28 protein-coding genes are annotated in these 26,636 nt (G+C 38.7%); 14 read left to right on the top strand and 14 right to left on the bottom strand.

Annotation, left to right across the window (positions count from 1 at the left end):
• Positions 1-166: 166 nt before the first annotated feature.
• From VXK47_RS04210 to VXK47_RS04255, 10 genes are all read right to left on the bottom strand, one after another.
• The gene (locus VXK47_RS04210) at positions 167-1,498 is read right to left on the bottom strand and encodes a PhoH family protein (protein ID WP_435547520.1); all 1,332 of its coding nucleotides are present in this window, start codon (positions 1,496-1,498) and stop codon (positions 167-169) included.
• A gap of 54 nt (positions 1,499-1,552) precedes the next feature.
• Positions 1,553-1,807, bottom strand: coding sequence for a hypothetical protein (locus VXK47_RS04215; RefSeq protein WP_435547521.1), 255 nt, complete (start codon positions 1,805-1,807; stop codon positions 1,553-1,555).
• Between the two features lie 61 nt (positions 1,808-1,868).
• Complete coding sequence (locus tag VXK47_RS04220) at positions 1,869-2,120, bottom strand: hypothetical protein (RefSeq protein ID WP_435547522.1); 252 nt, start codon at positions 2,118-2,120, stop codon at positions 1,869-1,871.
• 18 nt (positions 2,121-2,138) lie between these two features.
• Positions 2,139-3,191, bottom strand: coding sequence for a prolipoprotein diacylglyceryl transferase family protein (locus tag VXK47_RS04225; protein ID WP_435547523.1), 1,053 nt, complete (start codon positions 3,189-3,191; stop codon positions 2,139-2,141).
• A 1-nt stretch (position 3,192) separates the two neighbouring features.
• On the bottom strand, positions 3,193-3,372 hold the full coding sequence (locus VXK47_RS04230; protein ID WP_435547524.1) for a hypothetical protein: 180 nt from the start codon (positions 3,370-3,372) through the stop codon (positions 3,193-3,195).
• The gene (locus VXK47_RS04235) at positions 3,365-4,402 is read right to left on the bottom strand and encodes a phosphatidylserine decarboxylase (RefSeq protein ID WP_435547525.1); all 1,038 of its coding nucleotides are present in this window, start codon (positions 4,400-4,402) and stop codon (positions 3,365-3,367) included. The genes VXK47_RS04230 and VXK47_RS04235 overlap by 8 nt, the downstream gene beginning before the upstream one ends.
• Positions 4,389-6,824, bottom strand: coding sequence for a hypothetical protein (locus VXK47_RS04240; RefSeq protein WP_435547526.1), 2,436 nt, complete (start codon positions 6,822-6,824; stop codon positions 4,389-4,391). Before VXK47_RS04240 ends, VXK47_RS04235 begins: the two co-directional genes overlap by 14 nt.
• 281 nt (positions 6,825-7,105) lie before the next feature.
• Positions 7,106-8,395 (bottom strand): putative porin, encoded by a 1,290-nt coding sequence (locus tag VXK47_RS04245; RefSeq protein WP_435547527.1) that lies wholly within the window; start codon positions 8,393-8,395, stop codon positions 7,106-7,108.
• A 123-nt stretch (positions 8,396-8,518) separates the two neighbouring features.
• On the bottom strand, positions 8,519-9,241 hold the full coding sequence (locus VXK47_RS04250; protein ID WP_435547528.1) for an MBL fold metallo-hydrolase: 723 nt from the start codon (positions 9,239-9,241) through the stop codon (positions 8,519-8,521).
• Positions 9,228-9,584, bottom strand: a complete 357-nt coding sequence (locus tag VXK47_RS04255) for a hypothetical protein (protein WP_435547529.1) — start codon at positions 9,582-9,584, stop codon at positions 9,228-9,230. The genes VXK47_RS04250 and VXK47_RS04255 overlap by 14 nt, the downstream gene beginning before the upstream one ends.
• 405 nt (positions 9,585-9,989) lie before the next feature.
• Here VXK47_RS04255 and VXK47_RS04260 point away from each other — a divergent pair, with 405 nt between their 5' ends.
• The 3 genes from VXK47_RS04260 to VXK47_RS04270 are packed head-to-tail and all read left to right on the top strand — an operon-like array spanning position 9,990 to position 12,400.
• Positions 9,990-10,181, top strand: coding sequence for a hypothetical protein (locus VXK47_RS04260; RefSeq protein WP_435547530.1), 192 nt, complete (start codon positions 9,990-9,992; stop codon positions 10,179-10,181).
• 47 nt (positions 10,182-10,228) lie between these two features.
• A complete protein-coding gene (locus tag VXK47_RS04265) occupies positions 10,229-12,127 on the top strand; it encodes a SurA N-terminal domain-containing protein (protein ID WP_435547531.1) in 1,899 nt (632 codons plus the stop codon).
• A gap of 39 nt (positions 12,128-12,166) precedes the next feature.
• Positions 12,167-12,400 (top strand): hypothetical protein, encoded by a 234-nt coding sequence (locus VXK47_RS04270; RefSeq protein WP_435547532.1) that lies wholly within the window; start codon positions 12,167-12,169, stop codon positions 12,398-12,400.
• 127 nt (positions 12,401-12,527) lie between these two features.
• Here the strand turns inward: VXK47_RS04270 and VXK47_RS04275 are convergent, their stop codons facing one another.
• Entirely contained in the window at positions 12,528-14,480 is a 1,953-nt protein-coding gene (locus VXK47_RS04275) for an ATP-dependent helicase (RefSeq protein WP_435547533.1), read from the bottom strand.
• A 303-nt stretch (positions 14,481-14,783) separates the two neighbouring features.
• Here VXK47_RS04275 and VXK47_RS04280 point away from each other — a divergent pair, with 303 nt between their 5' ends.
• Entirely contained in the window at positions 14,784-15,176 is a 393-nt protein-coding gene (locus VXK47_RS04280; RefSeq protein WP_435547534.1) for a hypothetical protein, read from the top strand.
• A gap of 741 nt (positions 15,177-15,917) precedes the next feature.
• A complete protein-coding gene (locus VXK47_RS04285) occupies positions 15,918-16,793 on the top strand; it encodes an NAD(+)/NADH kinase (protein ID WP_435547535.1) in 876 nt (291 codons plus the stop codon).
• A 45-nt stretch (positions 16,794-16,838) separates the two neighbouring features.
• On the opposite strand, the gene VXK47_RS04290 is transcribed toward VXK47_RS04285, so the two are convergent.
• From VXK47_RS04290 to VXK47_RS04300, 3 genes are read right to left on the bottom strand one after another with little or no spacing between them, the layout of a single operon-like run.
• Positions 16,839-18,005 (bottom strand): class II aldolase/adducin family protein, encoded by a 1,167-nt coding sequence (locus VXK47_RS04290; RefSeq protein ID WP_435547536.1) that lies wholly within the window; start codon positions 18,003-18,005, stop codon positions 16,839-16,841.
• A gap of 3 nt (positions 18,006-18,008) precedes the next feature.
• Complete coding sequence (locus VXK47_RS04295) at positions 18,009-19,748, bottom strand: aldehyde ferredoxin oxidoreductase family protein (RefSeq protein ID WP_435547537.1); 1,740 nt, start codon at positions 19,746-19,748, stop codon at positions 18,009-18,011.
• Between the two features lie 5 nt (positions 19,749-19,753).
• Positions 19,754-20,137 carry a hypothetical protein gene (locus tag VXK47_RS04300; RefSeq protein ID WP_435547538.1) on the bottom strand — a complete coding sequence of 128 codons (384 nt, stop codon included), beginning with the start codon at positions 20,135-20,137 and terminating at the stop codon, positions 19,754-19,756.
• 510 nt (positions 20,138-20,647) lie between these two features.
• On the opposite strand from VXK47_RS04300, the gene VXK47_RS04305 reads away from it, so the two are divergent.
• The 9 genes from VXK47_RS04305 (at position 20,648) to VXK47_RS04345 (ending at position 26,509) form a co-directional block, all read left to right on the top strand.
• Positions 20,648-21,073: a hypothetical protein gene (locus tag VXK47_RS04305; RefSeq protein ID WP_435547539.1), complete on the top strand. Its 426-nt coding sequence runs from the start codon at positions 20,648-20,650 to the stop codon at positions 21,071-21,073.
• A 276-nt stretch (positions 21,074-21,349) separates the two neighbouring features.
• Positions 21,350-22,405: a PAS domain-containing protein gene (locus tag VXK47_RS04310; RefSeq protein ID WP_435547540.1), complete on the top strand. Its 1,056-nt coding sequence runs from the start codon at positions 21,350-21,352 to the stop codon at positions 22,403-22,405.
• A 40-nt stretch (positions 22,406-22,445) separates the two neighbouring features.
• Positions 22,446-22,568: a hypothetical protein gene (locus VXK47_RS04315; RefSeq protein ID WP_435547546.1), complete on the top strand. Its 123-nt coding sequence runs from the start codon at positions 22,446-22,448 to the stop codon at positions 22,566-22,568.
• A gap of 146 nt (positions 22,569-22,714) precedes the next feature.
• Positions 22,715-23,515, top strand: coding sequence for an acyl-CoA dehydratase activase (locus tag VXK47_RS04320; RefSeq protein ID WP_435547541.1), 801 nt, complete (start codon positions 22,715-22,717; stop codon positions 23,513-23,515).
• Complete coding sequence (locus tag VXK47_RS04325) at positions 23,472-23,849, top strand: 2-hydroxyacyl-CoA dehydratase family protein (RefSeq protein WP_435547547.1); 378 nt, start codon at positions 23,472-23,474, stop codon at positions 23,847-23,849. The genes VXK47_RS04320 and VXK47_RS04325 overlap by 44 nt, the downstream gene beginning before the upstream one ends.
• Positions 23,846-24,139, top strand: coding sequence for a 2-hydroxyacyl-CoA dehydratase (locus VXK47_RS04330; RefSeq protein WP_435547542.1), 294 nt, complete (start codon positions 23,846-23,848; stop codon positions 24,137-24,139). Before VXK47_RS04325 ends, VXK47_RS04330 begins: the two co-directional genes overlap by 4 nt.
• Positions 24,140-24,146: 7 nt before the next feature.
• Positions 24,147-24,284, top strand: coding sequence for a 2-hydroxyacyl-CoA dehydratase (locus tag VXK47_RS04335; RefSeq protein ID WP_435547543.1), 138 nt, complete (start codon positions 24,147-24,149; stop codon positions 24,282-24,284).
• On the top strand, positions 24,281-25,225 hold the full coding sequence (locus tag VXK47_RS04340; RefSeq protein WP_435547544.1) for a 2-hydroxyacyl-CoA dehydratase: 945 nt from the start codon (positions 24,281-24,283) through the stop codon (positions 25,223-25,225). The genes VXK47_RS04335 and VXK47_RS04340 overlap by 4 nt, the downstream gene beginning before the upstream one ends.
• Before the next feature lie 372 nt (positions 25,226-25,597).
• Positions 25,598-26,509, top strand: coding sequence for a DUF1329 domain-containing protein (locus VXK47_RS04345; protein ID WP_435547545.1), 912 nt, complete (start codon positions 25,598-25,600; stop codon positions 26,507-26,509).
• Positions 26,510-26,636 lie beyond the last annotated feature (127 nt).

Here is a 26,636-nt window from a genome sequence, read left to right on the forward strand (position 1 = left end):
GGCTTTTTAATTATAATTACATTATCGTTATTCATGGTGTGTGTATCCTTTCCTTTTTTTTGGTCGGTTAATTGCCTCGGTAACAATCAACCGATGGATACACCACCTATCTCCCTAAACACAACTTTTGATTATATCTCGGATATATGAAAAAATTCAGTATTGTTTATAGTAATGAAATGGCAAGCTCGGAGAGTTCGGATCTCTCCCCTTTTTCAAGGTTCACATGGGCATAAAGTTTCTGTCCTTTCATCCGCTCAATAAGATAGCTTAAGCCATTGGACTGGCTGTCCAGATAAGGATGATCTATTTGGAAAATATCTCCTGTAAGAACAATTTTTGTGCCTTCTCCTGCTCTTGTTATGATTGTTTTGACTTCGTGCGGAGTAAGGTTTTGCGCTTCATCAACGATAAAAAAAACTTTAACAATGCTCCTGCCGCGTATATATGAAAGCGGAGTTATGACGATTTTTTCCGAATCCAAAAGCTCCCTGGTTTGTATTTTCCGATTTATATCTGAGTTGGAGCGGTTCTCAATTACCGACAGATTGTCAAACAGAGGCTGCATATAAGGGTCCAGTTTACTTTTTATATCACCCGGCAAATATCCTATATCCTTATTGCTTAAAGGCACAGCCGGTCGCGCTAAAAGAATTTGCCTGTAATACTTTTTGCTTTCAAGTGCTGCTGCCAGCGCCAATAAAGTTTTTCCGGTTCCTGCTTTTCCGGACAGGGTAACAAGTGGTATATCGCAATTCATCAATGCATCAAATGCGAAGGATTGTTCAGCGTTGCGGGGTCTTATACCTGAACAAAATCTGCTTTCAACCCTCCTGATTTTACCGTTACCCGGAGCAAATACTCCTAAACCGGATTTGCTGCCGTTTTTCATAATTAAGTATTCATTTGGAATAAAATTATTGTATTGTTCATCTTCAGGCAGTTCAGCCTCGAAAGGAGATTGATAGAGTTGTTCGATTGTTTCTGATGGAAGACCTTCCAGCAAACGGCAGCCCTTATATATTTCAGCAATATTTTTTACATGATCCGAAGTATAGTCTTCTGATTTCAGCCCTATAGATTTTGCTTTCATGCGCAAATTCACATCTTTAGTAACAAATATTGTTTGTTCAAAAGATGTATTTTCAGCTATATGGTAGGCAACATTTAAAATTTGATGGTCGGATTTTCCGATTGAAAAATTCAATTTCAGTTTTTCATGAAATTCACAGCCAAGATGTATACTGACCTTGCCTTTTCCGGCGCCTATAGAAATACCTCCATTAAATAACTTATCGCCTGACAGCGTATCCAGCTCACGCAGAAATTCACGGGCATTGCAATGGATTGTCTCTTTTCCGCGTTTGAAACTATCCAATTCTTCTATTACCATAATAGGAATCACTACATTGTGCCCGTCAAAGTTATAAAAACAACTGCTGTCATGCAAAATAACATTGGTATCCAGCACAAAATTTTTTTTCTTGCGATTTGCCATATGCAGTCTCTTTCCTGTCCGGTGCTTTTACAGATTGTATTCAATCAGTGGTCATTAAGCTATAATCTTGAATCCGATTATAACCGCTATTACCCCGCCCCCAATCAAACCGCCTACTGTGTTTCCTGCTATGCGCCTTCTTCTCCTTATAGCTTCATTAATATCAGATGCTGCGGCTGAAGGCATGCATAAAAGAATGATGAACCCGGGAATACCTCCTGCAAGAATCCACAGCCATGGGTTGTATCCTTTCCTGCTTGCTATATAGGCCATAATAATCACTATTATAATACTGAATGTAATTTCCATTGAGGATTCCTTATTGCCTGACCTGAAACAGATCTATAAATGTTTTAATATATTCAGCTCATTAGGCCGTAATGCCCCTTTCCGCCGCATATTTCAGAATCAGTTGAATCTGAGGTTGGCGTACTTGTATTTCCTTTAACAATGCTGCTTCATAGGCATCACTCCATTTATCGCAATGCTCGGCAGTCTGCTCAGCCTTACAAACAGCGATTCTGTGAATTTCATCAATTCGTTCCATATCCGATTCGTTTAAATTGTGATTACTGAGAACAGACTGCAACAGTTTCCATACCGGCGCTTTATGATTTTGCATTTTATTCCTCCATATAATTTATATTTTGTCGTTATGCACATAAAAGGTCATAGTTGCACCCGTAACACGGCTTCGGCCGCAATTAAAAAAAGTAAACCACCAGATCCCCTGAATAAATAAAATTATAGATGGCGTCCAGATAAGAGACATTCCGGACATGATATCGGTATTGGTAAATTGGATAAACGGGATAAAGAATATTATCAGCGTACCATAAAAAAAGGAAATAAAGGCCATAATCTGATATGAGGATATTTTTTTATCGCCTCTGTAATCCGCTCTTAAAAATTCGGATAAAAAGCGCCAGATCTGAGTAACGGCAAGTGTTTCGATAAACGCCGCCTGAGGATAGCCTTCAAGATAAAGATAAATACCGATAATTCCGGACAGGCAGCATATTATGCATGTTATGGCCTGAACCGGCGCTATCTTTTTACCGTCAAGACAACTTGCGTAGGCAATTTTTTTTGTTTTCCCTGTGTAGATGAAATTGTATCTGTCAAATACTTTCCGTAAAAAAGGAGAAAGTTCATCCAACGGTTTTCCATAACAACAGCCGAAGCTGATACAGGCCAGCCGTCCTATGCCTTCTCCAAAAGCATAAGCAATAAGGATTGCCGATAAAACATGTACTACTGAAATGTGATATCCCCACCATTTTTTAAAAACGGCGCTCATAAAAATTGCTATCCATGGCATAAGAATAATTCCGACAAAAAAAGCGCCGCCTACACTCAGCGTATACGATTTTTTTTCTACTATACGTGCAACAATTTTAGATGCGGGTACACATAAACCCAAAATGGCGACAACAAAGCACAACATGAAAGAAAGCGGCACATTTGCGGAACCGAGCAGAATGAGCATTATAATTACGGAAAAGCCAATAGCCGTTGCATTGAAAATCCCATAATATGTAAAATTTTCTCCAATCCATTTGCCATCTTCGGTCTTTTTTTGCGGTATAGCACCTAAAATCTGCCATTTTTCATTCGGCAACATTTTAAATCCCCAAATCAGGACAATAGCCAATACTACAGATATTACTCCCACAAACAGTAAATTATTCATTTTATTTTTTTTCTTCCAATTTTATGTTAACTCCCGGCCTGATAACCAAACTGTTCTTACCAAAGTGCTTTTGAAAGCTTACCGGATGAATTTTGTAAATATCATGGTATTGAATATTTCTAACAATCTGGACAATGCCAAATACGATAAACATTATTCCTGCAAACATTAAATTATTCATTTGAATTTCTTCCTTCAATTTTTACTGCGACATCGGATCTTACAGCTACATCGGTTTCAACAAGAGGCTGTTGGAAACTTGCCGTATATCTGCTGCTGACATCCCGCCTTTGCATATTTTGAACAATATCTTTTGAAATGCAGATTTTTTCTTTTTGAAACATAAGCACATCAACCGAGCTTCCGGGCCTGAACACACTTTTGGGCTGTCCCTTTTTTACAAACATCCCTGCTATCAGCTGCTGGGGAAATTGGTATCCGTATTCACTGTAGCATTGTTTAATATGCCCGATCATTAATGCAACAATCTCCACCATTGCTACCAGCCCGACTTGTGAGCCATTTTCTACATCTGTATCAATAATTGTTACGATGCGTTTGTTTTTTGAGTATGGCGTTACCACATTTACTACGGCTCCCGGATTACATGAATGATAATTTCCTGGTATTTCGTAGAAATCAACTATTCTTCCTGAAACCGGAAAATGGTTGTAGTGATATTTATCCGGTGTAAGCCGAAAAACCATAAAATCACCACTGTCAAACGCCTGAAGCCAGTTTTGCTTATCTTCACCCAGGAGTTCTCCGTATGTGAAAAACTTATCTTTTAAGAATAATAAAGAATTTTGTGCCAATGAACCTGCTATCATTCTTGCATCAGCCGGAGAAACAACTGCATGCCGGTTGGAACTCATGGGGCGGTATTTCCAATAACAGATTTTCCGTTCAAATAATTTTCTTAAATCGGTGAGCGTGTCTTTGTCCAGGCATTCCGACAGATCAATATTAAGATAGTTGGCTGTCAGGAGAACACGAATGATATTTTTTTTATAATGCAGATCAAAATGCAGATAGCCAAGCAACCGGGTTATTATTGAAGATGTTAATGTATTAAAAAGCCAGACTGCATTTTCCCGCACACCGGAATAAATCAAATTAACCAGCCGGTCGTTTATCAATTTTTCAGTTACTACCTGGCCTGTGCTGCGTTCTATATATTGATGGGGAAAAAAAGTGTTAAGTGTGTTCATAAGTTTTCATTTTCTTTTCATAGTTTTTTTTATTCATATGGATGGTGAGCAGTGTAAGCCAAATGACTTTTTCCGCCATTTCTTTGGATAAGTCTTCATTAATTATCGCTTCTTTTTGTGACTCAAGAAACTTAACTGCGTTTTTACCATCTAAGAGAAACAGCAAGGCATTATTATAGTATCCTTCTCTCCATGTTGGCCAATCATCAAGCTTGCTGACATATTTTATTAAAAAATCAAATGCTTCATTAATATGCTGCTTTTTCAGTGAACCACGGTAGTATTTTTCGGCAGCGTTATTAAATTTATCACCTGTTGCTTTCAATGGATTTGAAACATTAAGATCATCTAAAATTTGCTTCGTAAGCCTGCCGGCGGAAGAATATTTTGAAGGCTGAGTAATCCGTCTTTCAAGACTATCAATGGTTTCCTTTAAATCCATCATCTCAATAAGATCAGCCGCATCTTTTCGTATGATTTTGATTAACGCCTGCCGATACATATCATTGCGTACACGGATATATCCGGCGTAACGATTGCTTGAACGCGTATTCTCAGTATTACGCAGGATTTTAGTCAGAAATCTGTTGCGTGTTCCGTTCTTTACATAAAAGGTGGGAATGCCGATTGCCGTTCCAAAAAAGATTTGCCGGCGTTCACTTTCTATTGTAGGATCGTTTGGAATGTGGGCGTGCGCTACCCGGCCTGTAAAAATATATTTATAAGCAAGAGCAGTAATTAACATTTGTAAATTTGCTGCCTCACCCATATCTTTACGCACACTTTCAAATAAGCTGTAATATCTTCCCTCAAACCCTGAAAACCCCATTTTATCGAAAGAACGTAATCGATAGAGAAGATACAGCGGCATTTCACTATCAAACACTCCCATGGCCGACAGATCTTCTTTCAGAAAGTATTCACTATCCATTTTTCCGTTTAGCGCCGGACTTTGCCAGGTGCTTAAAACGGATACAAAATAATCGATTAATCTGTAGTCGATTATATAATCACCTTTCAGTCTGAATACCCTGCTTAACATTCTATCCAGCCATTGCGGGCCGAATGGGGTGACGGGATTACCGAACATGCTAATGTCCGCTTTCTTTTTCCAGCGTCTCCAGATCATGCGAAGATGTGTAAAATCAAGCTCATGGGGCAAAAAGCCAAGAACATGTTCCGGATGGAAATCGCTGAAATTAAGCCGATAGGGAGCTGCTGAATAAGTTCCGGCAAATAAAGGTAAAAAGTGCTCCACCACCTTAATGACCAGGTCACCGAAGTACTTTTCCTGATTTGCATTGATGCCTGAAGCCGGATCTTTTAAAAGCCCGGTTAAGTGTTTGCTGCCAAGGCTTATATGGGTGCCATTGTTTGCAAGACTGATGTTTGACGTGCTTGGCAAAACGACCAGATTTCTTGTTATGATTCCGGCTTCTTTTAGTTTGCTTATGGCATTAAGCTGACTGATGGAAAGTGTTCTGTGGCATAATCCCATATATTTATGCTTTTCTTCTCCTCTGTCCCAGCCGGACAGGCAGGGGCTCATAAAAAGATATCTGTAAAAGGAATCGGAAATTAAAGAATTCAGTTTTTTTTGCCGAAGCGGTGGATGGGGAGAAAAATAAAACATAGCCTTCTGTCCGGATGCTTCCAGGTTAAATTCTTTATTTGCATACCGGATAAGCAACTGGCACAATAAAAATCGTATAAGAGTTTCTCCGGCAAGCGATTCGCCGAAATTATCATTTTTATTTAAATGCACAGGATGGAATGAGTATGTTTCAGGAGAAGTATTATCACTGATAAAGTGATCCATAATCTGCTCTGCAATAACTTTTATCATATCAGGAATATTTGATTTTCCCACGGCATCTGCAAGGGCTAATTTAAAAATATAACTTATTGGAATTTTGATAAACTCAACTCCATTCTTTATGAATTTAAACTGGCTGATATCTGTCCGGCTTTTGCCTTCGGGATGTTTTTTATCTAAAAGCAGATCGCAATTCATTATTTGTCTTGCATAAAGAGACAGCTTATTGATTGGTACTCTTACCCAACTGTTTTCCCATATATTATCGGGATTCGAATTCAAGTGATCTCTTAAGGCATCAACTGCTTTTTGTGATGAATCCCCGGTTTGTGCTTTTTTTATGATATTTTTAAAATAATTGGATTCAAAAATAGTAATCGGCAGGTCTACATGTTGTGCATCACCACAGACAGCCGCCTGCAATTCGCTTTCCGATCCTGCTGTGGTATCATTTAAAGAAAAAGGAATGGATTCTATGAAACGGTCGGGTGATTTATTATTTACACCCAACGCATTCATCATTTTAAACAGGCTGGGCCTTTCATATTTCTGTGATTGTTTATAATCAAAAACATTTAACTGGTCAGCAGATAATAAATCCGCCATTATCATTTCCTTTCGCTATATTTTTGTATTTTAAAAAACTCGAAACGTTAATTTGAACTATCTGCAAAAAACATTTATTTTTTTCTTAGTTGATAAAATAATATAGAAATATTAGTATTTTTTGAGGATAATGTTATTTTATTGTTAAAAATGAAAGAATAGCGGGGCAAGAAATACATCAGAGACGAACTATGTTTTTAAATATCTTAGTTTAACAAACAAAATAAAAATCCCGTGTAAACAGTACACGGGATTTTTACCGGCTATTTTATTGTCTTAAATCAAAACTTCACATTCAAATCCGCCTGAAATATACTCTGGTCTTTATCTTGTGTTCCGGATTTCCGGATTTCTTTGGTATTGTAATAATCAAATTCCAAATAGACATTTTTTGCAATTCCGAATTCAATCTGAGCTTCATGTCCCTTGGCATTGGTTGCACCGCCGTAGAAATCGCTGTCCGGCAGAAAATCCGGCCATGCGTCTCTTTCAAGCCGTCTGTAGTTGTATTTAACCTGCCAGTCACCAAATCCTTTTACTTTTTTATGCCCGAATTTAAAACCTGCCAGCCAGCCTGTATCATCCTTTTTATTGTAAATATTATTATCATCTATGTTGGTGGCTTGAACATATTGCCCAAATAGAGCCGCAAAAGGAACGGGTCCGGGTATCTTTGTTATACCGAACTCAAGATCTCCTACAAATGCATCGTGGTCATATTCCCAGTTGCCCCCTGCATCTCTGGAGTTTGTGCCGATTCCATAAGAGCCGCCTGCAGTCCAGTCATTACCTTTTACATTTTGAAATTCATAATAGCTTGCCGCTGCTTTAATATATGTACTGCCGGGCAGCTTGATATTTATACCGGGTTGGACAGCGATCATATAAGGGTCGTTGGCTTTACTGCTGAACTCTTCCAATACGAAACCGCCTAATGTTCCGAAAAATTCAAGATTTTTTGAGGCTTCGTAGTTAAATGTGAGTGTGGCTCCCTCCGGTGTGATATCACTGTCCCACAGAAGGTCTTTTGTTCCCCATATAGGATTTGTAAACTTACCAAGCCACAGGTTTGCCCATGTAACCGGACTATATTTGGCATATGCATAATCAAGCCTGATATCCTTAGAACTGAATGTATTTTCAAGAGTCTGATTAGTCGAACGCGGATCATTGGATCCTGTTGCAATACCAAATCCTGCTTCCCATTGGTCAGTTACTTCAGACACAACTCCAAGTCTTAACCTAACGCGTCCGCGATTTCTGTCGGGATTGGAATCGTTTTTTGTATCTTCAGTCTGGTATCTGGCTCTTACATCTCCTTTAAATTTTGTATTTTCTACCCATTTGGGCAGCTCAAAACCTTTTGTTGCTTCTTTGCCGGCAATTTCCTTTTTTTCTTTTGCTTCTTCTGCCTGCATCTGTTGTATAAGTTCTGCAGCTTCGGATCTGGTCAGAATATTTTTCTCAACCAGTTTGTCTATAAGCTTCTGATCGCTGCCTGCCCGGGACGGGCTGATCGTGAATACCGATAAAGCAACTAAAGTTAACACCATTAAACACAATTTTTTCATCTTCCTCTACTCCTCCTTGATTAATATAAAATTTAAACTAACGAGATTTTAACCCCGTTCCCCGGAAAACTTATTAAATAAATTACGAGAAAATTTATTATTATTTGTTGCTTAATAAACAATCTAAGTGACTTCACGAAATGAAGTAACTTCCACTTTTTCATCATTTTTCAAAAGCGCTTTGGCGTTCATAATAGCCTTTTTCATATCTTCTTCCGGCGACATTGATATCCCGCCATGTCCCGGGTAAAGCTCATTTATTTTTCTTGATTCCAGAAGGCTGGTGGAATTTATATAATCACCGACACTGCCTGACTCGCCTATATAAGAGAGGCTCCCTCCGGTAAACAGAGTGTCTCCGGTAAAAAGTAATTTTTGCGTACATTCATAGATACATATTGAGCCTGAAGTATGCCCCGGTGTATGAAGCACTTCCAGGCTGTAATTTCCAAGATCAAAGCGGAATCTGTTTTCCAGCCAGAGATGAACTCTAAGAGGGGGTTCATTTAAATCTCCAGATTTATACATAGTAACGTATCGGTCTTCCACGGTGATCTTGGTGGCAGCAAAGCGATGAGCAGCTATTAGTGCATAATCCTGAAAATAACGGTTTGCCCCAAGATGATCAAAATGCTCATGGGTATTTATTACTATATCAATATCACTGACTTTTAGTTTCAGCTCCAGCAGACATTCCTGCAATATGAAAAAATTTCTGTCTACTCCTGAATCGATGAGAACATTTTTATAATCGCCTCTGATCAGGTAGCTGTGGCTGCTGGTATCCTCTCCCTTGAACCAGAAGATATTGGGGTGCAATTCGGTAATCCGGTTATTTTCCGACACGGTCATTCCATTTACTTTTTTTAGCTGTTTCTCTGTTTTCGTAAATCTGAAATAAATTATCCCAGCGGTTTTCTTTTAAATAGTTGATCAATTTTGGTTTCAATGAGCATAATTTTAAATCTCCTCTTAAGAAGTGAACTTCTTTCCGGATGCTGTTTAAGACTCCCACAAGATTAACCGGTTCAAACTTTCCCAATTCCTGCAGATCAACTATCATCCTGATCCCTTTTTCTACTAAATAAGGAGAGAGAACTGCCTTTGCCAGGATTGTTTCATTCTTTCTGGTTTCACCTGATATTATTATTAGACAAAAATCATCTTCTTTAGTAACATCATACTTCAATTCGTTGAATCCCTCCTTTGAATGCTTATCCGGAATTGCTTTTATTTGTAATGGTCTTCTGTTATGATTTTATTACAAACAAGTTAGAATTCTGTTAAATTGATTGAGCAGCAGGAGCTTGAGCTAAACTGAAGCATTCATGAAAGGAGCCTCATCAGGTTGGTGGTAAAAAAACCCATCATGCTTTTGTGATAATGCTTTTTGTTTTATTATTAATGGCTCGGATATATCACAGCGACTAACTCTTAATAATTACAGAACTTAACTTGTTGACAAAATCCCGTTCAGAAAATATTATTCGGAAACAAATTTTTTGGACTTAGGGTTAGTCTGAAAAGATTTAAATTGCCCTGACAGATACTAATAACGGGCAACAAGCCAAAACAGGCAAAGGGATAAAAGAGTTTGGATGCTTTTGAAGAATTTGATGCATCACAGTTATATTGTCCAAAGTGCAAGCAGGCGGTTCCGCTGCGTAAACGTCTGCTGCTTGTGCTTTCTGAAGGAGATAAATATGAATACCTGTGCGCGTTTTGTTCGGAGTCGGTTGGAACAAAGATAGATAAAAATATTAAGCCCATTTCCATAGTCGGTTAATTTTAATAACCGTCAAATTTTTAAAGACAAAAAGTGAGGGGAATAACATGCTTGACTTTATGCGGAAAAATGCCGGTTCCTGGATGATTAAAGCCATACTGGGAATAATTGTTGTGGTATTTGTATTCTGGGGAGTTGGAAGCTTCCGTTCAAACCGTGCAAACAGGGTAGCTAAAGTAAATGGTGAGGTGATTACTGTTCGGGAATATCAGGAGGCATATAATAATCTTGTTGAGCAGATACGGGCAAAATTGGGAACTAATTATAATGAAGAAACGCTGAAAGCCTTTAATTTTAAAAAGAAAGCTTTAGATGATTTAATTGTTAAAAAACTGCTTGTCCAGGAGGCTAAAAAACTTAAATTCAGAGTTACAGATGATGAGCTTGTGAAACTGATCGGCAGCATCAAAGCTTTTCAGGTAGACGGTGTTTTTAATAAAAAGGAATATGAAAGAGTTTTAAGCCGCAATCATACGGTTCCGGATGAATTTGAAGCTACTGTAAGAGAATCTCTTATTATGGAAAGATTAATCTCTTTTATCACGAGCAGTGTAAAAGTTTCGGATAATGAAGCTCTCGAGTGGTTTAACTGGAAGGGCGCTTCAGTTAATGTTGATTATGTTTTTTTTACTCCTGATAAATATAACGGTATCAATCCTTCACAGAAAGAATTAAATGAATATTTTGATAAAAATAAGGAATCCTATAGAACCGAAAAAAAAGTAAAAGTTGCTTATCTTCTTTTTAGTCCCGATTCTTTTATCACCCAGGTAAAAGTGGATGATAATGAAGTAAAAGAGTATTATGAAAATAATATTGATAAATTCACAAATCCCGAAACAGTGGAAGCAAGCCACATACTTTGTAAAATTGATGAGGGAGCAAACCCGGCGGCAGTTCAAGCCGCAAAACAAAAGGCAGATAATGTTTTTAAAATGATAAAGGAGGGACAGCCTTTTGAGGAGCTTGCAAAAAAATATTCTGATTGCCCAAGCAAGGCAGACGGAGGACATCTGGGAGCGTTCGGGAAAAAAGATATGGTTGAACCTTTTGCAAGCAAGGCTTTTTCGATGAAACAAGGTGAAATAAGTGAGCCGGTTTTAACAAAATTCGGGTGGCATATTATTAAGGTTGAAAAAGTAAATAAAGAAAAAATGCTTGTTCTGAAAGAAGCAGAGAGTGAAATAAGAAAAAAACTGATAAGCGAAAAAGCAAAAAAGCTTGCTTATGATGAAGCTGAAAAAATATGTGATTTGGCTATAAACATGAATGATCTTATTAAAGCGTCTGAAAAATCAGGTGTAAAAATTAAAACAACCGACTTCTTTTCTAAAAAGGATGCTTCTGCAGCAGCAGGTGCCGACAATCAGGCTTTAATGGAAGCCGGAGTTTTCGAGATGTCGGATAAGGAAATAAGTGATGTTAAAGAAATCGGAAACAGGTATTGTGTTGCAGAAGTTACAGATATCATGCTGCCTAAAATACCGGTGCTTAAGGATGTTGCTGAAACCGTAAAATCTGATGTTATTAAAGAAATGCAATGGGAAAAAGCAAAAAAAGATGCCGAAGTTCTTCTTTCTGCTCTTAAAACGGGAAAAGATTTTACTCAGGAAAGCCTTAAATATGGGCTTACTCCTCATGAAACAGGTTTTTTCGCGCGCAGCGGGCCTGTGGGAAGTATAGGATATGAGCCGCAGTTATCAGAGGCTGCTTTTAAGCTTTCGGATGACAATAAATATGCAGAAACTCCGGTAAAGGGTAAAAACGGCTATTATATAATGCGCTTTAAGGAAAGGGAAAACCCTCCTGAGCAGGACTTTGATAAAGAAAAAGAAAGAATAGTTAAAGCTTTGCTTGAACAGAAAAAAGAAAATACTTTCAGCTCGTGGCTTGAAAAGATTAAAAGCAGCAGTGAGATTATAATAGAAAAAGAATATTCGGAATAGTAGTTTTATTTTAAACCATCTTATGATATTCGGAAAGCAATGATGAGCGCTGACAAAGACAGTAATTATGGATATTTATCAAAAAAATGCCCTGAATGTCTGACCTACATCTCACTTGATGCAAGTGTATGCCCATCATGTCATAGCCGGGTTGGAAAAGTTACCAAAACAGGACTGGCTAAAAGGCCTACTGACTGGAACTCATATTTAATGCTTATTATAGCAGTTGCAGCTTTCTGTTTTTATATCTGGTGGGCTTTTCTTGCAGATTAAACCGGGTCAATTATGAGAGAAAGATGTCACTCCGGTGAAAACCGGAGTCCGGCATATCCGTAAAGACTATAACCGGAATCCCGCCTTCCGGGGAATAGCAAAAAATGATGCTTTTGCGAATATCTTTTTAATATTCATAATCATAAGTTGTCAGCGAATGTTTACTGAGAATATTACTGTTTATCAATTCGAGAAAACGGGACGGACGGTTCAGAACCATTCCGGAGCTTCTGTCATAAAATCTATTAGGATATGTGAAGTAAAGATTCTTTTTCGCACGGGTGGCCGCAACATACATAAGACGCAGTTCTTCTTCAAGTTCTTCGGGATTATTTATGGAATACATCGAAGGGAACCTGCCGTCCAACGCCCATATGATAAACACTGTATGCCATTCAAGGCCTTTGGCGGAATGAATAGTTGAAAGAACAAGACAGTTGTCTGCCCCTGAATTTTCGGCCAATGTGTTGTTAATAGCTGCGTTCGGTGGTTCGAGAGTCATATCGGAAAGAAATTCCACCAGGCTGTTATATCTTTCCATTATCAGGATCAGATGTTCAATATCTTTTTCTCTTTTAGGGTAGTCATCAAATCGTTGTCTTAGAACAGGTAAATAATATTCAGCAATTTCTTTCCCCATATCATAGACAGACATTGCATCCGGATCTATTTTGCCGAAAAGCTTTTTAAGCTCTTCCAGTTTATCGGAAACACTGTTTTGTATTTTAGCAGTCAATAGGCCGGAATACCCGGAGTTCTCCTTAAGTATTGCCCCAAAGATATTATATGCTGTTTTCGGGCCTATTTTATCTATAAGAAGAAGTATTCTCTGCCAGCTTAGCCTGTCTTTAGGGTTTACTATAACCTTCATGTGAGCCAGGATATCTTTTATATGAGCAGATTCTACAAATTTAAAACCACCTACTTTTTTAAAAGGAATACCGTTTCTTGCAAGCTCGATTTCCAGATCAAAGGAATAATAACCGGCTCTGAAAAGAACGGCTATTTCACTGAGGGGAACGTTGTTTTGAACAAGCTTATTTATCTTTTCAACGATAAACATTGACTGACCGTTTTCAGTTGATGTCTTTACCAGAAGCGGTTTAGCCCCACCCTTCCTTTTTGTGAAAAGAATTTTTGAATATTTTTCAGAAGCTCTTTCAATAATAACATTGGTTAAATCAAGGATAGGCTGGTCGCTTCGGTAATTTTCTTCAAGAGCAATAATACGGGTACCCGGAAATAATTTGGGAAATTCCATGATGTTTTTAAAATCTGCACCTCTGAATGCATATATGCTCTGGGAATCGTCTCCAACCACCATTATATTTTTATTGGTACCGGTCAGAAGGCATACTATTTCCGACTGTATTTTGTTTGTATCCTGGTATTCATCAACCATTATATGTTCATAAGCAGAAGAAATTCTGTCTTTCAGATCGGCATTGTCTTCCATAAGAGTTTTAAAGCGTATGAGCAGATCATCATAATCCAGATATGAATGCAGGATTTTTCGCCTGGCATATTCTTTGTGAATCATTTCGATCATCTCTATATCATCTTCAAAATGGATATAATCGTTTTGTATGACATCGCTAATAGATAAAACCTTGTTTGCGGCTTTGCCGAATATATTTGCAAGTGTTTGCTTTCTTGGAAAGGAAGAATGTTTGGAAGTATTCAACATCTCCTTTCTCACTATTCCGATAAGCGCTTCAGAGTCATCACGATCCAGAATATTAAACCCTGAATCGAATCCTATATAACGCGAATATCTGCGGAGAATATAATTGGCAAACGAATGAAAAGTACCACCCGAAACTCCTTCACAGCGTTTGTCAAGAAGATTTGTTGCTCTGTTCAGCATTTCCTGTGAAGCCTTGCGGGTAAAAGTAAGAAGTAAAATGGAAGCGGGTGGGGTTCCTTCTTCAACAAGACGTGCCACGCGATATGTCAGAGTCCTGGTTTTACCGCTTCCGGCGCCTGCAATTACAAGAAGAGGCCCTTTTGTATGTACAACTGCCTCATACTGTGAAGCATTAAGTTCTTTTTCATAAGAAATGCAAAATTTTTGCTGCATAATTTCATTCTCTTTTATTATACTATAATATACTTCTTTATCTTTTCAAATACAGCTGGTCGCTCTATTATCTAAAGGCATAAAAAAACTAAAATTCAGAAATAATTAATCTTTTAAATGTGTTTTTCTTTCACAAGAATTCGTCTTTGTCAATATTTGTCCTTATCTTACAGATTTTGTTGACTTTATTTGTTGACTTTTATAAAATTATATCATAGTAAAATAAATAAAGGATTTAAAAGGCCGGTTAAAATGTCATGGCTGTAGGCAATACCTTCAAAACAAACAAAGGAGAGAAAAGTGATGAAAAATGCAAAAAAAGTAAAGCCGGTTAAAAAAACCGTTGCGCCTAAAGCGAAGAAAGCAGTTGCTCCAAAGAAAAAAGTTGCTGTAGCAAGCAAGGCAGTTAAAAAAACAGCAGTTAAAAACCCCGCGGTTAAAAAAGCAGCAGTAAAGCCGGTTAAAGCAGCAGCAAAAGTTGCAGTTGCAAAAAAACAACCCGCAGCTCCTGTGACCATTCTTGGTTCCGTACTTACCACTATCAAAAGGAGCAAAAACGGAATATCAATCGCTAAAATTAAGGAAAAAACAGGTTTGGAACAAAGACAGCTTAGCAATGCTCTTTATAAGCTTTTGAAAAACGGTAAAGTAGCACTGAAAGAGCGTGGAGTATATATTGGAGGTATCACCGGATAATATATTCTCTTCCGCTTTATTAATTTTTTATTTCTTGCGGGGTAGCTATTTTTTTAAAGACAAAAAGAGCAGGAAAATGTACTGATTTTTGCTATCCGTTCTTATAGATTCATAGTATTTTTTCTATATGGATGGAAGGTATTTATTGCTTTAATTAAGTTTTGAAGGAATCATAAGAAGTCATAATTTATACGGCTTCGTAAAAATATTCATATGAAACAGGACACGCGAATCGCAGGCAAGGATATAGATTCCTATGCTTCAATCGTTCTGTTGAATAGCTTATGCCGGTTTGTACAGAAAGAATTCAACCGGGTAATTATGAAACGCAACTTAAGCGGGACTATTTTTAGCGAAGCCGTTATATTCTGCTAAAGTGCCGGACCTTAATTTCAAATAAAGGAATTCCGTGTGAGACGAAGCGAAACATTATCGCAAGCCTTTAGCCCTATCCCGCAGTGTATTCTTTTCGCTGACTTTCTTGCTATCTGCGTTTATACAAATCAGAAGTCTTTAAACTATTCTTAAATGCTCCAAATGCTTTTCTGAACTACCAGCAACAGCTCTGTTGATAAATCTTGCTGTGTTTGATAATTTTGATGTATATGTCATTTGTCATAATAAAAATCCGGTTGTTTTTGTTGTAATTTGGGTATGGATACGTATGCTAACCGGAACAGGTTTATGACAATAGTTATAAGCAAAACATCTGCACATGATTTTAAAAGGAGCGGTTAAAATTTGAGTAAACACTCTTTGAAAACTATAAAGATCGGCCTGGTTGTTAAAAAAGATCTCAAGGCTGAAGAGAAGGCAAATGAGCTTGAAAAATGGCTTATTTCTAAAAAGGTCGAGGTTATCAGAAAAGAATATCTGCCTCCAAATCCCATGTTTTCCGATAAGATAAAGAGAACTGCTCCATCGGGACTTTTTTGCGTTTTGGTGCTAGGCGGTGATGGAACTTTTCTTACTGCTGTCCGCTGGATAGGAGATCAGAGCATTCCGGTTCTTGGCATAAAATTCGGAGAAGTCGGATTTCTCGCCGAAATATCTGAAGACAGCCTTTTTGATGCTGTTGAAGCCGTTCTGGAAAACAGGTTTTCAACCAGCCCCCGTATGCGGCTTCTTGTTAAAGTTTTCAGAAATAATAAGGAAATAGCCTGCGAATCGGTTCTTAACGATGTAGTAATCAACAAGGGAACACTTGCCAGACTTGCGCATATCCAAACTTATATAAACGACCACTACCTTACTACTTACAGGGCCGACGGTCTTATTATTGCTACTCCCACAGGATCAACGGCCTATTCTCTTGCAGCCGGAGGTCCGGTTATTCATCCTTCAGTTCCAGCAATAATAATGACTCCGATATGTCCTTTTACTTTGACCAACCGCCCCCTGATTATTCCCGATACATCAAGTATCAAAATCAAGCTCGAAAAACCCTTGTCCAACATAATGCTTACATTTGATGGCCAGCAGGGTATGAAAATAAACCGCAAAGATACACTTGTTATTCAAAAAGGATTAACGCCGATTAACATGATAACGGTTCCGGGCCAGGATTATTTTGATGTATTAAAAACGAAGTTAAGATGGAGCGGCGGCAGAGTCTGATACCAAGTTGTATTTAAGTTTCCCCATTGCTTGCAGTGGAGAGCTTCAATGTAACTTGCTATTTACTCTGCTTAAATATTCTTTATAACAATCGTTTTCTATTTTGAGCAGATTCATAAAAGGTTCATTAAAATCTCTTATCCCGCTTGTAAAAACGCCATGGCCGTAAACAATTACACCTGGCTTTTCTTTTATTGCTTCAGGAACCGTATTGCAAAGCCCGCTGGCACCTGAACCGACTTCACCGGAGACAACCGGAACCCCGCATATATCTCTTTTACAGGGACATGTTATATGGCACAAACCTTTATCGGCACAATTCTTTGTATCGCAATCCATGGAAAGAATCACCGAAAATTTCGGATGCCCGTGTAGTATTGCCTTATGCCTGGTTTTTTTGATTATCTCAAGATGAGCGGGAAATTCGCTTGATGCTGTTATGCCGGCACAGGATGATCCGTCCAAAGGGCATAAATCAATGCATCCATCAAGTTCGTCAAGGGAGCTCCCTGTCTGGCTTATAAACACAGTATCGTTATAGCAATAGGATATGTTGCCGAAAAACGAATCAACAAGTTTAAGATCAACCAAAAGTTTTCCGGCTTCAGTTAAAGCGTTCAGAACATCAGTATTTGAAGCAAACGGGCCTTTTTTCAGACTGTGATTAAAAGATAAAGACGGGCTGATAAAATTTAATATTTTTTCAAAAATATTATTAAATCTTTTATCTGTATTATTAAATTTTATTGCATTAAGATAATCTGAAAAAAATTTAACGAAACATGAAAAACATACTGAGGAATAAGTAATAAACGCCTGCTCAATACTTACCGTTCCTGTAGTAATGATCCCATAATCAGGAATAATAACGCTTTTTCTTTTTTTAAGTCTTGATATTATATCATCTGTATTAAATTTATCAGATACCGGCAGATCATGGAAAAAAGTTTTTGTTTCGCAATCACAAGGCCGTATTATCCCTTTAGAATTTTTTGCAAGGTAGTTGATTATGGAAAAATACGGTTCTTTGGGCTTTGAAAATATAAGCGAGTTTATGTTTAAGCCTTGAAATATTTTTTCAAGAATCTTACACGTCTTGTCTTTTTTGTTCCATCTGATTTTTGCATCAAGGATGCCAAGAAGAGGATTTCCAAAATCTGCAAGCCCGCTTTTTATAAGTTTCTTTTCGTATTTTAAAAACTGGTTTTCCATATTTTAGAGTTCAAGCCTTTTTATAATTTCGGTAACAGGCATTCCTGATTTATCAAGACCTCTGGCCTTGTAGTAATTTGCTCTTGCCTTTAAAAACCTTTTCCGGTTAATCGGCCTTATTTTAATATCTGCTCCTTTATAACCAAAAGAATCAAAAAAGCGTGATGGCAGGTCGTCTTCCTTTTCCGAAAACCCGTTTGCAGCATTCATCATACGTTCGTTGTAATAAATGCGTTCTCCTGCTCTTATAAGTTCATGAGCCGGTAAGCTTATACCCGTTACCGCATAAAAAACCCGGGCATATTCTTCCATTGAAGCTGCAAAAAAGATAAACCTGCATACTGCAAGCGAATCAATTGCTGCATTTAAATCTTCGCTGTTTTTTATTATTCTTGCCTTTCCTTCAAATATAAAACGATCCGTTGCAACAGGCTTTCTTAAAATTTCATAGCTTACAGGATATGCGCTTAAATGGCATCCTCCTCTTGTTGAAGTAGCATAGGATAATGCCATGCCGTATGACCCACGAGGGTCATAAGCCGAAAGTTCCTGGTTTTTTACCGTCATGGCTGCATCAGGGAAACCTTTCATCTTTGCATATCTTGCAGCACCCAACCCAAGATACTCGCCTTCTCCTTTTTTATAAGCAATATCGGAAAGCAGACCTAATATTTCAGAGGGGCCAAGTTTATTTCCCGAAATTTCTAAATAGCATGCAATAGTTGATGCCGCCGATATTGTATCCATTCCGGTTTCATTGCAAAGTCTGTTTGCAGAAATTACTGTTTCAATATCGGTATTTCCGATTAAAGCTGAAAAGTGGGAAAGAGTTTCAAACTCCGGTATGTTTATGCCTTTTTTAGTAATTTTTTTGCACATAATACTACATCCCGGGCAGCCTTCATCTTTCGGGCGGTATAATTTTTTCAGATAGGGTGCATTAAGCAAACTTGCGTGTTTAAAAAATGTATGCCTGAAATTATCCGTCGGCATCATTTTCCTGTCATTTATGAGATCAAAAAGAGCGGCTGTTCCGAACTTTGAAATTCCAAAATTACCGGAAAGCACAGGAGATGCACAAATCAGCCTGAAGATATCTTCTTTTGATTTTTCAAGTTCACCTGGATCAAATACTTTGGTTTTCTTTGTGCCTTTAACGGTAATGTATTTTAAATTTTTTGCTGCCAAAACAAGCCCAAGACCGTTTCTGCATCCTGCGATATTGTTGTCAAAAATTATATTTGAAAATAAAACGCCGTTTTCACCAGCAGGCCCTATTACAGCAGTTGAACCTTTGCCTTTTAATAAAGCACCGGCATCTCCTGTATGCATCCCGGCCATATGCGCAACCGGCACTATATTAATTTTACTGTTATGAATTTCTATACCGCAAAGAATATCGGATCTGCCTGTAACAATGATACCGTCAAAGCCTGCTTTTTTCAGTTGTATACCGAAACTTCCTCCAACGGAAGAATCGCCCACAGTTCCGGTAAGAGGCGAGCGGGACATGACATTTACAAACCCTGAAAAAGGAGAAGGAGTATTTGCAAGAGGGCCGGTAAAAAAAAGAACAGGCATGTCGGGAGCATCCCAGTTAAGAGTGATATGCTCTTTAAGAAAGTATCCGGCAAGACCTCTTCCTCCGATAAACCTGTTTGAAATATCAGGATCGGGAGTAAAGGTCTTAACACTTTTTTTACAAAGATCTATTTGAAGTATTCTGCCGCACCACCCGAACATATGACTCATTCCTTATCTGAAAGAAGTGTATCCAACGGACTTACCGGAGCTTTGGACATATTTCGCAGCACCCTGAGTTGACCAATCTTTTTTATGATGGTCAGATAATTGTGAAAGCGTTTAAACCAGTCGGTATAAGCCCGTTCAGTACTGTATGCATAATGCCTGATACGCAATACTTCACGAACTTTCTTTATTATTTCCTGATCATCTGGAAATTTGTTTTGTAGCTCAATGCTGTTTGATGACAGTTCTACAGTATCGGCTGATGCGGACAGGAAATGAACAATATAAAGTTTAATGGCATTATCAGCCTGAGTAATTTGCCAATCTTCAAGTTTAGGGTCTTTTTTTAAAGCATCAATAAATAATTGAATTCTTAAATCCAAAGCTATATCCTGCTGTTGATTTTCAAAAACTTATAAACTTGTTAACCCAATAGTCATAAAACGGAACTTGGTTTTCAGGAACCAGCTTGTTGTCCAGGATATGTTTTTGAAAATCAGGTAAAATATTATTCATGATTGCACTCTAATGAACTCATTTTTGAAATAGTCATGATTATAAGTCTTACGTATAATATGATAATAAACATATTATATGTAAAGCTTCAAGAGCCTTTTATAATAATTATTTTATTTTTAATAAATATCATTTTATAATAAATGGCAGTTAACAGATAGATTTGTTTCAACCTAACCCGGACAAGCCGGAACCAAAAAGGTTAGTTTACTAACCAAGTATTAACGATGTATACTCCCCTGTAAATTATTTTGAAAGGGGCCCTTTGCCATGGATTTACTGACCGACCGCTATTCTGACAAAATCAGAGGAGTTCTCTCTTGCTATGACGTGTCGTTATTCAAGGCACACTTCCGGGGGTTTGTTATGCGCAGGGAATGACTTCCTTTTTGAATATGCGCAACATACGTATTTTTGATTACCCGCGTTTTGCTGAACCACTCCGTGATGAACTCAGGAAGAACGCCGAAAAGATTGCAGCAGAAAACGGTTTGGAAATAGAATTTATCAGGAAGAATGATTTTCGTAAGGAGAAGGCCATTAAAGATATTGTCAAAGAACGAGGTCACCACCCCGGTCATGTCGCCATCATATCGGCTAATGGACATAACTGGTTGGAAGCCTCTTTAAAAAAACACAACATCAGTTTTGAAAGCATTGACAATCTTATTGTTTCTATCGCCGATTTTTCCAAAGCCCAACAGTTTTCCGACCAATTAAAAGTTGTTATAAAGGGTTCAATTTTTTCAGCAAGGAAGACCAGCAACTTTTTGAAGCAGTTGCAAGCGGAGAATACAACATAAGCGGATTCCAAAATAAAAATCTCCGGAAAAAACTTGCCGAAAAATCGAGTTCACAGGTTTCGCGTTTAATAAAACGCCTCAGAACTCATGGTCTTTTGAAAAAAATCGGGCGTACATACAAGTACTATCTTACAAAACTTGGTAGAAAAGTAATTGCATCCGGGTTAAAATTAAAAGAGTTTTTTATTATACCAGAACTTGCGGCCATTTAACGGCAGAAGATAATTTTCTGCCAAAAATTACAAGAAATCTATTGTTAAGAGACTATAAAGCATTATGAGCAAAATTGTTATTAAGAAAAAAGGAAAGCAGCAAATGGAACAGGCAGAAACAATTAAACATCTGATGGATAGTGAACAAAAATTTCGTTTACTGCTCGAAACCTCTCTTGATGCTGTTCTCGTAGGTTTATCCGATGGTTCAATTGCTGCTGCAAATATCATTGCCTGTGAGATGATGGGACATCAGGAAAAAGAGTTGAACAATACAGGCATTAGTGAACTTTTTGATCATGATGACCCGCGGGTACCCATATTTCTGGCAGAACAGGCTAATACCGGTATAGCCAGGGGTGAACTTTTTCTCCGGAAAGGAGATGGTTCTATATTTCCAGCCGAATTATCAGCTTCGGAATTTGAAGATAGCGGCGGTTATAAATTTACCGTACTGATTATCCGTGTCCTGACCAAGCGCAAGTGTCTTCAAAATGCTTTGCATAATGCGAACCAAAAGATTAGTACTGTTTTAACCAGCATAACAGATATTTATTTTACCTGGGATAGAAAAGGCCGTTTTACTGATCTGAATCAGCAGGCAGAAGTAGTAATGGGTAAAGGAAGAGATGAAGTTATCGGCAAGCGACTGGCTGAGCTTTTCCCAAAAACAAAAAAGGAATATATGCAGTTTTACTGGACTGCCATGGCAAATGATAGCCATATGTTCTTTGATGCTCTTTTCCTTTTCGGAAGATGGTTTGAAGCTCACGCTTATCCATCGGATGACGGATTATCCGTTTATTTCAAAGATATCACCAAACGTAAACGGGCGGAAAAAGCATTAAGGCTCAAGACGCAAAATCTTGAAGAGGTCAATGCCGCTTTGAAGGTTTTATTGAAACAGCTTGAAGCAAGCAAAGGAGATATTGAGGGGAAGATTTTATCAAATGTCAGAGAACTCGTTTTACCAAACATTGAGAGCTTGAAGAATAGCAACCTGTCTTCCCGGCAACTTTCTCTTTTAAATATCGTTGAATCAAATCTTAATAATATTGTTTCGTCATTTTTGCCCTTATTAAAGCTTAAACATCATAATCTTACCCCCAAGAGAAATTGAAATCGCATCCCTCGTAAAAGAAGGAAGATCAATTAAAGATATTGCGGAATTGCTTAGCATAGGTATCACTACTGTACAATTTCACAGAAATAGTCTCAGAAAAAAATTTGGTTTGAAAGACAGAGACTCCAATCTTCGTTCCTACTTATTAAGCCTTCATTAACAATAGGTTTTACCTGTAGTTATCCCATTGTTTTATTGGCGTTGTATTTATTATTAATCCTGTTAGCATTTAATTAACAGTAATTCTTGTTTTATACGAATACTGTATATTTATAAATAATTTTATGCGGGAGGAGGTATAACTTTATGATTACTATGGGTATAGACGTGGGTGCATCCAGCACAAAAGCGGTAATCATGGATGGCGACAAGATATTGGCAAAGTATTGTCATATGGCAGACAGCGAGGAAGAACAGGATGAAGATCAGGTTATCAAGAACGCATTAAGCGGTGCGCTTGCAAAGGCCGGAATCAGCAGAGGCGCTATCGGCAAAATAGTTGCTACCGGCGGGGGAGGAAAGAAAGTGGGCTTTGCTGATGAGGTAGTAACAGAAATTTCCTCAGGCGCGAAAGGAGCCATATTTGAAGTGCCGGCTTCAAGAACGGTTGTTGATATGGGCGCCGAGAAGGCAGCGGTAGCGAAATGCGATACTGAGGGAAATGTGGTGGATTTTGCAACAAATGAAAGATGTGCGGCAGGAGCCGGCGCTTTTATCGAGGCAATGTCCCGGGCTCTTCAAACAGACCTTGAAACGTTTGTTAAGCTCTATTTTGAGTCGGACAAGAACATTCCATTGAATGCTCAGTGTGCCGTTTTTGCGGAATCGGAAGTGGTGTCGCTGATAAATACGGAGGGAATCACAACAGCGGGCATGATGCCTTTCCGGCTCACAGGCGGAAATGAAGAAATCTCCCTGGATCTGGCCAATGAATATCTCTTCGGCGGCGGCACCTGTTCTTTCAGCCGGACAATACTGGAATTGCAGTTGCGCGGTGACTACGGATTTATAGATTGTATTGCGGCGGCTACCCCCTTGCGAAGGAGTCATCCGTTTGGCGGGAGTGGGCAGTCATTATCACAATATCCCTACTCTGCCTCTTCTTGATACGCCGCGCAAATTCAATGACCTTGCTTACAAATTTTATCATGGCGAGGTTATGGAGTTTAAAAAGAACCTTGAGAATTTTTTTGGTGTAACAATCACAGATGAGGCTATAGCCAATTCAATCGCACTTTACAACAAGACAAGAAAAGATCTGAAAAAACTTCATGATCTGATGAAAAGCGACACTCCTCCTCTAACCGGAGCCGAAATGCTGGAGGTCTTAAATGCGGCGGTCAGAATGCCCAGGGAAGATTTCAATGCCTTGTTGGAAAAGCTGTTGGAGGAGAAATCAAAACCACGGGCCGCTCTCTTCCTGCTGCGCCAAGAATTATGATCAGCGGGGCGTTGCTGAACACCCCTTCTTTCGTAAAAAGCGTTGAGAGCCTGGGTGTAAACGTAGTTGTTGATGATTTCTGCAACGGTTCCCGGTATTGGTGGGAGCAGGTTGAAGCGGGAGACCCATGGAAGGCGATTGCAAAACGCTATCTGCTTCCCAAGTGTTCCTGTCCCAGAATCAATCCGCCTCAAAACAGAACCGACTGGATATCACAAATAGCAAAGGATTTCAGACTTGACGGGATAATCGCTCTTACAATGAGATGCTGCGCCCCCATATATCCTTAATTTGCCGATGTGGAAGACCAGGCTTGAGGACGAGGGAGTAACCGTTTTAGATTTGGATATAGAATACGGAGGAGGTTTCAGCGGTCAGATCAGAACAAGAATTGAAGTATTCGTTGAGATGTTATCTTTGGAGGTGGCAATATGAAATTAAGAAAGATAGAAAATATTGATACAACAATGTTTGAACAGGGCATCCCTATCATGGCGCAATTGAGAGATCACCATAGCACTACCCGTGCGGAAACCATGTTTTATAATCTGACGATAAAGCTGTGCAATGAAGTGATGTCTGCTGTAAAAGGTGGAAGACCTTTTGTTACAAATGTCATGTCGTTTCCTACTGAAATCTATTGGGCTATGGATATTGCTGGCATCGAATACGACTTTATCGCCGGTATGTTTTCCTTATATATGGGCAATAAAGATGAGATTTTTACTGCCGCGAAATCCATCGGCATCCGGCCGGAAATCTGCTCTGCCCAGCGCGCTCCCATAGGCTGGTTTGCAAAAGGATGGTATCCGAAACCGACTGCTATCGTAAACACGAGCTTATGCCAATGCGATAATTGTGCTCAAAACGCAAATATTATGGGCGCGCTCTATGATGTGCCTGTCTTTTGCATTACCAGACCTTATCTCTTCTGGACACAGAAGGGACTCGATTTCATGGTAGAAGAAATTAAGGATGCAATTGAGTTCCTGGAAAAGACAACCGGGCATAAGATGAACTATGACAAGCTATCGGAAGCAACAAGGCTGACCAAGAAGCAGATGGAGATCAGCGTTGAAATCCACAATCTTATCAAAACGGCAAGACCCTGCCCTGTAAAAAGCGGAACAGGTTTTTTAATTCATTCCAAACCGCTCGAAGCCCTTGCCAGAATCTTCTATGTTGAGCCATACCATGGGTTCTATGGACCTTATGAAGTGTTCGGAGATATGATTATCAACGATGCAATACAAAGCGGGGCGGATGGCGCAGTAAACTTTTTTAATACCAATTGCCGTATGTGCGGTGCGGTATCCAGGCTGATACTGGAACAGTTCTTTCTTGTTCTGGATAACGCCAAAAGAAAGGTAACATAGAATTGAATTTCACAAACCCCCTTTATCCTTTTTTCCCAAGGGGGAATTTATGTAATACTTAATCCAACTAAAAGGAAATTAAAGTCAAAAAGAATGATACTGTTGATGTAGACCAGCTATTGGTGGTTATTGAATAAGCTTTTAAATAACAACTCCGGTATCAACTTTGAGTCAGGTCTAATAATTATTTGAGCAAATCGTGACCATATTCATGTTTAAAGAAAACTCTTCGCCGACATTGATCAGCTCTTTTGTTGATTCATGTCTTGCCTGATAGTGTTTATCAATTGCTGTGTTACTCCAAAAGAGCTGTTTAATGCCGGCGAGAAGGATAATTATAACAACCACAAAGGTGTATGGAGGAAAGCAAAGATGAAGCGAATGAGAATTTTAAAGTATTATTTATTGCCGCTGTGTTCGTTGTTTGTTCTGCTTTTGTACAGTAATATTATGCAGGCTGCTGATTTACCCAAAGTGATAGATAAGGCGAATTGCAGCCAATATAAAGATCTTTTGATCCCGGCAATGTATCGTGCGGTTGAAAGTGGTGACTATATTATTACGCCTGGGAACTTAAACTTCAAATACAAACAAAATGACAAGTTTATTGCGGCAAGTGTAAAAAATGAAGGTAAATTCGACGTAACTTCTGACGGCGATCTGATCAGTAAAAGCACAGGGAAATACCCGGAAAATATTTACGGGTACCCTTTCCCAAAGATCGATTTAAAAGATCCCAAGGCTGGAGAAAAGATTATATACAACTTCGATTTCCAGAGATACCGTTTCATGGGTTCAAGAGAGAACACCCGCGTGATGTGGGTAGATAAAAAAGGAGAGGAACGTTATGCTCAGGGCCTGGATCAGCGCCTTTATTTAAATGGACGACAGCCCGGTCAGGAAATAAAAAATCCGGAAAAACTTCTGTACTACCAACTTCAGAATGTTTTGGACCCGATGAGTGTCAAGGGAACCAATTCAATGCGTTATGTTTATATGGACGCAAGACCGGATACCAATTATGCCTACGTTCCTGCTATTCGAAGATTGCGGCAAACCACCTCAACGACGAGATCTGACCCTTATATGGGATCTGATGCATGGCTGGATACAAATTATATGTGGGATGGTAAAGACCGCAACATGAATTGGAAATATGCAGGAGAAAAGACGATTCTTGTTTCTTTCACCAGTTCCAATATGCTGCCCGTACAGGAATTGCCTGATGGAAGAATGACCAGAGTGTTTCCCTATAGCGGCACCCATCCTAAATTAGTCCCTTAATTGTAAAGTTCTTGCAAAAATGGCAAAAGAATTTATTGGCAAGCGGTTCTGAGTCTTGCCAGTTCAGGGATTACGAACATCTCCCTGATCATTAAACCGGTAACGATAACGGCCTTGCCCAACTTAG

The sequence above is a fragment of the Desulfobacterium sp. N47 genome, from assembly GCF_051233685.1.
Taxonomy (GTDB): Bacteria; Desulfobacterota; Desulfobacteria; order Desulfobacterales; family RPRI01; genus RPRI01.